10 protein-coding genes are annotated in these 10,683 nt (G+C 48.1%); 4 read left to right on the top strand and 6 right to left on the bottom strand.

Annotated features, from left to right (window positions below; genetic code table 11):
- The coding region (locus ACK5NH_RS19670) for a peptidoglycan-binding domain-containing protein (RefSeq protein WP_416922805.1) at positions 1–845 on the top strand (845 nt) is incomplete at its 5' end.
- On the top strand, positions 845–1,933 hold the full coding sequence (locus ACK5NH_RS19665; RefSeq protein WP_416922803.1) for a general secretion pathway protein GspB: 1,089 nt from the start codon (positions 845–847) through the stop codon (positions 1,931–1,933). The genes ACK5NH_RS19670 and ACK5NH_RS19665, both read left to right, overlap by 1 nt.
- A 75-nt stretch (positions 1,934–2,008) precedes the next feature.
- On the opposite strand, the gene nhaD is transcribed toward ACK5NH_RS19665, so the two are convergent.
- From nhaD to ACK5NH_RS19645, 4 genes are all read right to left on the bottom strand, one after another.
- Positions 2,009–3,256, bottom strand: coding sequence for a sodium:proton antiporter NhaD (gene nhaD, locus ACK5NH_RS19660; RefSeq protein ID WP_416922801.1), 1,248 nt, complete (start codon positions 3,254–3,256; stop codon positions 2,009–2,011).
- 818 nt (positions 3,257–4,074) lie between these two features.
- Positions 4,075–5,367 (bottom strand): glutamate-1-semialdehyde 2,1-aminomutase, encoded by a 1,293-nt coding sequence (gene hemL, locus ACK5NH_RS19655; protein ID WP_416922799.1) that lies wholly within the window; start codon positions 5,365–5,367, stop codon positions 4,075–4,077.
- A gap of 26 nt (positions 5,368–5,393) precedes the next feature.
- Positions 5,394–6,413, bottom strand: coding sequence for an aspartate carbamoyltransferase (locus ACK5NH_RS19650; protein WP_133178679.1), 1,020 nt, complete (start codon positions 6,411–6,413; stop codon positions 5,394–5,396).
- Positions 6,414–6,604: 191 nt separating this feature from the next.
- Positions 6,605–8,329 carry a chloride channel protein gene (locus tag ACK5NH_RS19645; protein ID WP_416922797.1) on the bottom strand — a complete coding sequence of 575 codons (1,725 nt, stop codon included), beginning with the start codon at positions 8,327–8,329 and terminating at the stop codon, positions 6,605–6,607.
- Positions 8,330–8,403: 74 nt separating this feature from the next.
- Between ACK5NH_RS19645 and ACK5NH_RS19640 the strand changes: the two genes are divergently transcribed.
- A complete protein-coding gene (locus tag ACK5NH_RS19640) occupies positions 8,404–9,210 on the top strand; it encodes a DUF6776 family protein (RefSeq protein WP_416922795.1) in 807 nt (268 codons plus the stop codon).
- Positions 9,203–9,553, top strand: a complete 351-nt coding sequence (gene erpA / locus ACK5NH_RS19635; protein WP_011623639.1) for an iron-sulfur cluster insertion protein ErpA — start codon at positions 9,203–9,205, stop codon at positions 9,551–9,553. Before ACK5NH_RS19640 ends, erpA begins: the two co-directional genes overlap by 8 nt.
- Positions 9,554–9,683: 130 nt before the next feature.
- Here erpA and ACK5NH_RS19630 read toward each other — a convergent pair whose 3' ends face one another.
- Positions 9,684–10,130: a hypothetical protein gene (locus ACK5NH_RS19630; protein WP_416922793.1), complete on the bottom strand. Its 447-nt coding sequence runs from the start codon at positions 10,128–10,130 to the stop codon at positions 9,684–9,686.
- A gap of 18 nt (positions 10,131–10,148) precedes the next feature.
- The gene (locus ACK5NH_RS19625; RefSeq protein WP_011626909.1) at positions 10,149–10,529 is read right to left on the bottom strand and encodes a DUF2750 domain-containing protein; all 381 of its coding nucleotides are present in this window, start codon (positions 10,527–10,529) and stop codon (positions 10,149–10,151) included.
- Positions 10,530–10,683: the final 154 nt, after the last annotated feature.

Raw genomic sequence — 10,683 nt, 5'->3', positions numbered from 1 at the left:
TGTGGCCGAGCACTATTGCGGCGGCATTGGTTGTGGCTTTCGGCGTGTCCTATTGGTTATTTACCGAGAGTCCAGCGGTTGCTAATGTGGCAACTGTGCCAGTGGTACAAGCGAGTCAAGCAACTCAAACACCGCCCCCAGAAAATACCGTCAAGCCGAGTGATGCTGTTGCGAATAATACCGCCCCCATTGTCAATCAGCCTCAAACGACTGTTACACCGGATCTGAGTTTGCGGGTGTTACAGGAGGCCATCAAACAAAGTCGCAGTATCGATACCGCCTTTGCGGGTCTCTTTAATGTGTGGGGTAAGGTGCCATTTAAGGGCTTAACGGCGTGCCAGTCCGCGCTGGAGCAAGGACTTTCCTGCTATCAACAGCAGGGCAATTGGATGTCGCTCACACGGCTTAATTATCCTGCGGTGGTGTATTTAGTGGATGATAACCAACAAGATTTTTATGGCGCTGTGATTGCGGTTGATGGTGACCAACTATTAATGCAGTTGGGCGAGCAGCAGCTTTGGGTCGATAGGGCTTGGTTCAATCAACATTTTAGCGGCACCTTCGAAATTCTTTGGCAAGCACCCAATTTACCGATGCTGGAAATCAGCCAGAAGTCGAGTCCAGGGCAATTACAATGGCTTGAAAACGCCCTTGCCCATGTTGCTAACCGACCTTCACGTCGGGTATCTCAATTCGATCTGAAATTAGAGAACGATCTCAAAGCTTTCCAAAGCCAACATGGTTTGAAGGCCGACGGTATTGCTGGCAATCAAACCTTAGTGAGACTGAATTTGTATTTAAGTGATCAGGGACCGCGCCTAACCGATAATGGAGCGCAGAGTTAATGTCCATTTTACTCGATGCGGTAACCCGTAATAAGCAGCAACAAACTTCCCCCTTACCCGATGCGGTATTAACGCCGAGGGCAAGTTATCCTACGGCGCGTAAATCTGCATTCCCTGTGGCAAAATTATCCTTACTCGCCGTCGCGGTGGCGCTTGGGGTGGGGGTGGCGTGGGGCGTGGCGAATTGGCAACAGCAAAATGCGATGTCGATAGTAAATGCGGCGCCTAACACTATCAATCCAAGCATGGCTGATAGAAAGGCTGAATACACGCCACAGACAGCCTCAACTGTGCAGCCATCTCGCGCCTCAGCAGGTGCAGTTACTAGCGCTGCGTTGCAAACAGGTGTATCAGAACAAACTTCAGCAGAAACGTCAGGATTTCGATTAGCGGGTAAAGTGGCATTGCCGAGGGAGCAGGTATTAAATGAGGCGCCTGCAAACGTGCAGTCTTATCAGAACCCCAACATGAGTTCGACTCCGGCGGCCACGGCATCCGCTTCTGCGAGTGCGGATCCTAGCTACGATGACTATCTTGCGACGTCTGCCGATTTAGATGAAACCAGCCGCGCGCAGCAATCCTCTGACGAGCAGCTCGCTCCACAGGAGACGGCCGAGTCAGAGCCTATTATGTTAGGTGCGAATGCCAATCGTCAGGGCTTAGCGACACTCGAGGCTCTGCGTGAGCAAGTGAATGCCGCGGCGGCAGATGTGGGCTTAGAAACGACGCAAAGTCGTAAAGAGGATGAGTTAGTCGCGAATTTTCAGGATGCGCTCAAGGATGTGGAATATGTCAAAGCGGCTAAGACCCCTGTGACTGAACCCAAGCTTGATCCCATTCCTAAAGTCGAAAACGACGATATTCCTAAATATGGGCAGCTTCCGGCAGGATTGCAGCTCCAAGTACCTGAGTTCAATATCGTTGCCCACGTTTATTCGACAGATGCGAGTCAGCGTTGGTTGAATGTCGACGGCGCCGAGTTGCAGGAAGGCGATAAGATAGGGGGCAAATTAAAGATTATTTCGATCCGCCCTCGGGATGTAGTGCTCGAAATCCAAGGCACGCAGTTTAGAGTACCGGCGATTTAAGCTATTCAGTTACAAGCAAAAAAAGGCGCCGATGGGCGCCTTTCTTATCTTTAAAATATTGTCTATCGCTAAGGATTAAGCGAAGAAGTTGTAAGCTAGGAATAAAGTCAGAGCATAACCAACGCTGTAACACAGGAACAGGGCTGGGACGTATTTGAGGTAGCTGACGAAAGTCAGTTCTTTCACTTTGCTCATGGCGACGATACCCGCAGCTGAACCAATCACTAACAATGAACCACCGACGCCCACACTGTAGGTTAAGCCTAACCATTCAGGGGTGTTAAGGACTGGTTCTGCTTTAAGCAACGCGGCAGTCAATGGAACGTTATCGATAAGGGCCGACCCTATACCAGTGACGAAGTTAGAGATGTTTGGATTAAACTGGCTGTAGGCTTCGGTCAGCATATCTAGGGTGCCGATTTCTTTAAGCATACCCACCAGCAGTAAAATCCCTAAGAAGAACAACAGGGTGTCGTATTCTACTTGGCGAATATATTCAAGGATCTTGATTTCTTCTTTATCACTGCGGGTGGTGTGACCGATAAGAAACATAATCGACAGACCAGTTAAGAAGGTCAGTACCGGTGGAATGCCGAATAAGATATTCAGCAGCATGGTCATCAGAATGGTGCAGAAGAACACTAAGGCAATCAGCAGATCCACGGTTTGATAGCTGTGCTTAATCGGGGTAGTGGACACCACGCCTTCGGCTTTTAGCGAGAATAGGGTCGCCAGTAAAATCACACTCACGGCAGATGGGATAAACAGCATTAACAGTTCGGAGATGTGTACGTGGCCACCTAAGAAGATCATCAGGGTGGTGACGTCACCGGTGATCAGGGCGACACCGCCAGAGTTCACGGCGAAAATAATCAACACCGCCATTCTACGGCGCATTTGTTTTTCGAGTTTAAAGGTCGTTAACAAGCCTAAAGATACTAAGGTCGCGGTGACGTTATCACAGAAAGCCGAGAGAATAAGCGCGAATAAGGCCACTTGGATCATTAACAAACGCACCGAAACCTTCTGCGGGAACAGCTTCTGCACCATTATTTGGATCATACCTTTGGCGTTAAGATAGGCCACAAAGGTCATTGTCGACATCAAAAACAGCCACAGGGTGGCAATCTCGAGCAAGTTTTCATTGAGTTGATGGGCAATCAGTTTCTCATGGTTGGCGTCTCCGGCAGCCATAAACAGTGCTACCCAGGAAATACAGCCAAAGAATAAGGTGGTTTTTGCTTTATTAAGGTGGGTGACTTCTTCGAAAATAATACTGAGCAATGCGAGCACCGCCAGTATGATCAGAAAGGTATATAACATAACTGCAATTCCAACTGCTGTTTTAATGTCGTGGCAAGCCAAAGGCGAGCTATTGAGTGGCATTATCAAGGCTAAATTAAGCTTGCCGTGTTAATGCGTGCGGATCAGAACATAATGGGGTGAATAACGCAACTGTTAGCTGCAACTCGGTTTTGCATCATTTTGTGATATTGGTCTCAGTGAAAGTGACCTGATTTTAGCGTTAAACACTATTTTGTTTTTAATGCGTGGTTTTTTATCTTGTTTGCTCGTTATTGCCAAAGGACTGTAAAGTAAGATCTACGATTAAAGTCTAAGCAGTTATTTTATCGATCCCGCAATTAATTTTTCTTTATGAAGTAAATATTGTACGAAAATGCAGTCAATCGGCCGAAGGATCGGATTTTGTGCTGTTTACTGTGCAGAGTGCGGGATTCATTAGCTGTGTCACAAAAATGACCAGGTCAAAATATTGACTGAGCGAAAAGTGAGCTGTATCTTGTGCCTCTTTAGTTGTTAAGACACTGGATGTTGTATCTTAAGGGTAATGCAAAATGACATTTGTGATCCGGAGTCTCCTGTTGTTAGGCTCTTTAGTGTGGTTGACATATAGTGGCAAACAGCTGATCTCGTTAGGAATATTACACAACCCTAGCCTGATGATTGATCATATCACCTTGACCTTACAGGCCTTAGTTGCGGCAGTTATATTTAAGTCTGCCTTAGGTTCGAAACAATCTGATAGCTATTGATGGAGTAAGGCTCCAACATTGAGCAGCTCAAAAGCTAGATAATAAAAAAGGGACGCTAATGCGTCCCTTAGTGTTTTCGGCTATCGCTTACATTGCCGCTTTCATGCGACCTAATACGCGATCTGCTGCTTCCAGCGTGAGGCGCAATTCTTCTTCGCCATGGGCCATCGACAGGAAGCCAGCTTCATAGGCACTCGGTGCTAAGTAAACACCTTCATCTAACATGCCGTGATAGAAAGTGCGGAAGTGCTCGATATTACACTTAGTCACTTGGTCGAAGCGCGTGATCAGCTCTTGCTCGGTAAAGAAGAAGCCGAACATGCCACCCACATAGTTGATTGCCATTGGGATGCCATGTTTGTCAGCTGCCGCTTTAAAGCCTTCGGCGATACGTTTGGTTTTCGCGCTCAGCGCTTCGTAGAGACCTTCTTCACACAGGGCTTCCATTTGCGCCAGACCTGCTGACATCGCAATGGGATTACCTGACAGTGTACCAGCTTGGTACACAGGACCAGTAGGAGCGATAAACTGCATCACTTCTTTACGGCCACCAAATGCACCTACTGGCATACCGCCACCGATCACTTTACCTAGCGTGGTTAAGTCAGGATTAACGCCATAGTGGCCTTGAGCACCGCTCTTAGAAACGCGGAAACCTGTCATCACTTCGTCGATGATGAGCAGTGCACCGAACTCATCACACATAGTGCGCAGACCTTCGAGGAAGCCTGGAATTGGTGGAATGCAGTTCATGTTGCCAGCGACAGGCTCGATGATGATACATGAAATCTCAGTCGGATATTGCTCGAACAGCGTACGAACAGAATCGAGATCGTTATACACAGCGGTTAAGGTGTGCTTAGCGAAGTCTTCAGGGATACCTGGAGAGCTTGGTTGACCTAAAGTTAGAGCTCCGGAACCAGCCTTAACTAGCAGACAGTCTGCGTGGCCATGGTAGCAACCTTCAAACTTTAAGATCTTGTCACGATTGGTAAAACCGCGTGCTAAACGAATTGCACTCATGGTGGCTTCAGTGCCTGAGCTCACCATACGTACTTGTTCGATAGAAGGCACCATGGCGATCACTTTCTCAGCCATTTGTACTTCAAGCTCGGTAGGTGCACCAAAAGACAGACCATTGTGTACCGCAGCTAACACTGCTTCACGGATCTTTGGATGGTTGTGGCCGAGGATCATCGGGCCCCAAGAGCCAACATAGTCGATATAAGCTTTGCCATCGGCATCGTAAATATAAGCGCCATCGGCTTTTTCAATAAACAGCGGCGAACCACCTACACCGTTAAATGCACGAACCGGAGAGTTAACACCGCCGGGGATGGTTTTTTTAGCCTGTTCAAATAGCGCTTCGGAACGGGTCATGTTAAGTCCTTAAAGTAAGTAGCCGATTAGCGATCGGCTTTACGTGAATACCAATTAACGGGACACTCATATTTTTCGAGTTGCGAGTCAACCCCGAGTGTCAATGCAAACAGTGCCATACGAATTAGCAGTCCATTGTCCGCCTGTCTGAAGATAGCGAGATTAGGATGGCTGTTCAAATCATTATCTAACTCATTAGCTTGCGCACGCGAATCCCGTGGCAGTGGGTGCATGATCACAGTGTTAGATTTGCAATGTTGGGTATAAATACTGCGATTCAAACGGAATTTACCGCGGTATTTGTTCGCTTCTTCCTGAGATGGGAAGCGCTCTTCTTGAATGCGGGTCAGATAAAGAATGTCGGCTTTATCTAAGTGGCCTTCAAGCTGGTCTGTTATTTTGATGCTATGGCCAGCATTTTCAATGTCGGAGATCACATAGTCAGGCATTGCTAATTCAGTTGGCGAAATCAGTGTGAAGCTGATGTTCTTATACATGCACAGTAGGCGCGACAGGGAATGCACGGTACGACCAAATTTTAAGTCGCCGACCATGGCGATATGCATGCCATCGATACCGCGGCCAGCATGGCCTAACTCTTTTTGAATGGTGAACAAATCGAGCAGAGCTTGGGTCGGGTGCTCGTTCGAACCATCGCCACCGTTGATTACAGGCACGCGGCTACCTTCAGCAAACTCTTTCACCGAATAAGAGTCGGGGTGGCGCATCGCAATCACATCGGAATAGGTCGAGAGTACACGCGCGGTATCGTACAGTGACTCGCCCTTAGATAAGGACGAAGAGGCCATGCCTGTGGTTTCACGCACATGGCCGCCGAGTAAGTTAAAGGCACAGCCAAAACTTACGCGGGTACGGGTACTAGGCTCGAAAAACAGGTTACCTAAAATGGCGCCTTCGAGCACCTTAGTGCGCTTCTCTCGAAGTGCATAGGGCATCATACGATTGGCAACATTAAAAATAGTTTGGATTGAATCAAGATCTAACTGGTTTACGGAGAGGATATGAGATCCTTCGAACTGGTTCATCAGCCTGTTTTCCAATTGCTAGGGGGCGTTAAAGTGCAAGGTTGCGCTTTGTGCCCTGGTGTATATGTAGGGTGGCTGAGGCGCGATTGTAACAGATGCACAGGGGCAGCGAAATAGTCGCCGCGCCCTCCCATGGATTTTTTAAGCAGCTAATACAGGATTTTGTGAATCTAAGCCCATCTTCGCAGAACTTAGACTTGGCCCGAGCGAATTTCCTGCTGTAGGTTCGACCAACTGACCACCCCCACCACATTGTCTGGTGTGTCTTGATAGATAAATACCTCACCGCTGCGTTTGGGCGACAACAAGTTATACACTTCATCGAGGGTTTTAGTGTCACTCAGGCCCTGCATCGGATGGCGCGAGAGGGTGATGTTGTCATCGTAGGATTGCATCTCGAGGCTGAGCATTTCGATCACCCCATCAGCGTTACGCACTAACACTGGGCGACCTTCGGCGCGCTTTAACACTTCGAGCAGCAGCTCGTCGTTGTTGTTGACGATAACAAATCGCTTATCCATCAGGGCGCGCACGCCTTTTTTCTGTAGCGCCAGATTCACCGGGGCGACTTTATAGCCTAAACCCATAATTTCTAACTGCTTGAAGAAGATGGAGTTGGTTTTAAACCCTTGATAGGCAATCAAGAAGGCGGGAATGGTTACAAACATTGCTGGCAGAATGATACTGGCATCGTTGGTCATCTCAAGCAGCGCGACTAAGGCGGCGAGCGGCGCACTGAGGCAAACGCCCATCATCGCTGTCATGCCGATAACCGTATAGAGGCCAACGTAAGGCGCAATCGAAGGGAATAGAATGGCGCTAACTAAAGCTAAGATGGCACCGATCAAGGCGCCAATGCCGTAGAGTGGACCAATCAAGCCGCCCGGGATCCCAAGACCAATTGCTGCAATGGTGGCGATAATCTTGGCCGCAAGCAGGGCAATTAACAACAATAAACTAGGGTGCTCGCTAATCGCTTCACTGATCGCTAAATCCCCCGTGCCGAGGGCTTGGGGCAAGATTAAGCCAATCAGCGTAGTGATACTGCCCGCCAGTAATAGCCGATAAATCAGTGGCCAGTTTTGCCCCGTGGCGGTGACTTTAAGGAGCGCGTAGTTGAAGAAGGCGGCGGCGCAGCCCAGTGCAATGCCACCCAAGGCTAAAATGGGATAGTGATCCAATGGAATATGGATCACCTGAATACGGTCAAACTCATGCACATTACCAAAAACCAGCTGGCTGGAAACTGCGCCACAAATCGCGGACAGCATAATCGGGAAGAAGTAATGCACCTTGTACTCGCGCACTATCACTTCGAGTACAAATATTACTGCCGCTAGCGGGGCGTTAAAGGTGGCCGCAATCCCTGCTGCAATGCCACTGGCGCACATAATCCGCACGCTATTATCGGGAAGATTAAATTTTTCGGCCAATACACTGGCACTCACGGCGCCAAGGTGAATGGCAGGGCCTTCGCGCCCTACCGAGAAATTAGTGCCTAAGGCAAACAGCGCCTGAAAAAATTGCCCAGCCGCTGATTGCAACGGAATTTTGCCATAGTGCAATTTAACTCTATGTAATACATAGGCAATCCCCATGCGCTTGTAGCGCTTGGAGCCGAGTTTGGCCACAATCCAGATCATCAAGGCGCCAAAAAGTGGCAACAGGGCTCGCCAGTCGGCTATGTTACCCGTAAAATCCAGCGTCTCGATTTGGGTGTAATGGTTCGCCCACAGGAGCAAGAGTCGAAACAACAGGATCACGCAGGAGGCGAAGATGGCGAAGAGCAAGGCCAGTAAGCACAGCTGCGCACTGATCTTGGCTTGGGATAAATGATCACGCAGCTCGTTAGCTAAATACTTTTTCGCTGTGGTGATGGCGTCTTGAATCGCGGCTTTATTTATCGTTAATTGCACTGCATTGGCCTGAGTTGTATTGTATCGAACTCGTTCTTGAGTTGATTGTATTTTATATAAGGGGCTGTTACCTAATGCCAAATTATCATCGTTGGCTAGATCGGCTGCAAGTCATGGATTTTAAGTATCGTCCATCGACCAAGTATTTATTGTCGTTAGTCTTAGTGGCATTTCTTTTAGGCGCTTGGGTGAGCTTTATTGTGCTCAATAGTGACGAACCCGTTGTGAAGCATATTGGCGGCGGTAAATTGCAGCGTGTCACCGCGGAACTTGAAGAACAAACCCAGCAGCTTGCAACCCGCAATTTAGAGTTATCTGTCGAGCGTGAAGCCAATGCGCAGATGCAAGATATGTTTGCACAGCAGATGAAGAAGCAAAAAGAGCTAGAGCACGAATTAGCCTTTTATCGCAGTATCATGTCGCCGGATGACAATGCCGAAGGGGTGGCCATCCATGGCTTAGAGATGACGCCAGGCGCCTTGGCGGATGAGTTTAATTTCAAACTGATTTTGACTCAGCTGCAAAAGCGTAAGCAAGCAATTCAAGGCCGTACCGAAATCACCCTTATCGGCGTGCAAGACGGTAAATCTGTCGAGTTAAGTGTGAACAAACTCACGGGTTCTAAGCTCGAATTTGATTTTCGTTATTTTCAGGTCATAGATACTAAAGTCACAGTGCCTGCAGGGTTTAATGTTGTGCAGGTCAAAGTCAAAGTTGTCGTGCCTTCGAGCCGTTGGACCAAAAATTCGCAGACAGAACATGTCTATAGTGTCCCTGAGCTATTACAGGGTGAAAAAGAACCGCGGGTAATACTTGAACAAAATAGTCAGGTAACGGATAATTCGCCCCAGAAAACTGATGTAAGAGGTAGTAATGACTGATCAAGCTGACGCAGCAATGCCTATCAAATTTACCGATGCGGCAGCCGCTAAGGTAAAAGGCTTGTTGGAAGAAGAGCAAAATCCTGCACTTAAGCTACGTGTGTACGTGACGGGTGGTGGTTGTTCTGGATTTCAGTACGGCTTTACCTTTGATGAAAAGGTCAACGAAGGCGACTTCACCGTTGAGAAGCAAGGCGTCCAATTGGTCGTCGATCCAATGAGCTTACAATACCTCGTTGGCGGTGAAGTGGATTACACTTCTGGCCTCGAAGGTTCGCGTTTCTTTGTGAAGAACCCAAATGCGACAACTACCTGTGGTTGTGGCGCAAGTTTCTCTGTATAAGTTTGTTCTACGAATCTAATAAGCTGATATAGAAGATAAAAAAGCCGTCAATATGACGGCTTTTTTGTTAGTCTTTCTATTGGAATGCAAGTTATCGGCAATGGTCGCACTTGACCGCGTTGCATTGGGCTTAATTCATAATATTCAGATTAAGTTTTGGTTTAAACCAAGCCTTCACTTTCTTATCGAATGCGACCCAAACCTGCAATAAAGATAAGACGATCAACACGATGAAAATCACGTAATCGGGGAGCTTTTCTTGCCACTCACCTAGATGCACTGTGGTTGGCCCGGCCACTAGGTTATCAGGATCATAAAGGATCACTGGCAGCATGCTCACCAGTGCCAATTGCACTAGGGTGTAACCCCTTAGCATAATCAGCCCGGCCTTTTGGCGACCAACAATCCCGAGCACCATCAACAGGGTTAACAGGCAGAAAAGTACCCCTTGTTTGGCGATTAAGCCGCTTATCGATGCTGCTACATAGAGTAACAACAAGGCAATTAAGCGTTTAGGTAAACGGGCTTGGGCCAAGGGGGGCGTAGCCAAAGAGGATTCTTGCTCGCTCAGCGACATTGTTGTTGCCCTTGTGGATTAGTGGCTCTGTTTAGTGACTAAACGTTGGTCTAATTCGTAGGGGGGGATCACCACACCTAAGTCATCCTGTACTGGGAATACGGCCACAAACAGATCGTCGTCTTCCATACCTGGAACCCATCTTTCGTGCCATTCATCATAGGGAATCGCTAAGGTTTGGCATTCGCTCCAGTCATCGACCGCCCAAGATTCGGCTGCTTCTTCGGTTGGCCACATTGGGATGCAATCTTCATCTTCAGTGGTCAGCATGACGCAACCATCTTGGTCTTGTAGCGTCCATAACACTTTGTGTTGTTTAACTTGTTCAACGAGGTAGTCGTAACGACCTTCTGGAGTCATGCCAGCGGCTTCTGCAAAGGTTTTAACAGTCTTGCTCATGAAAATATCTCTTATGCGTGAATAGGGCGAAGCCTGTTGTGCCACTCATGTATAAACGTAGGCACCTCAAACTCACCAGTTGGCAAGATGGTAACATTAGAGCGGGGTTTGAAAAAGCACAACAGCGCCACGAGGGCGCTGTTAACGTAGGGGA

The sequence above is a fragment of the Shewanella sp. genome, assembly GCF_047975355.1.
GTDB lineage: Bacteria > Pseudomonadota > Gammaproteobacteria > Enterobacterales > Shewanellaceae > Shewanella.
The sequence above is the reverse complement of the archived record's forward strand: the minus strand, read 5'-3'. Positions and strand labels throughout refer to the sequence as shown.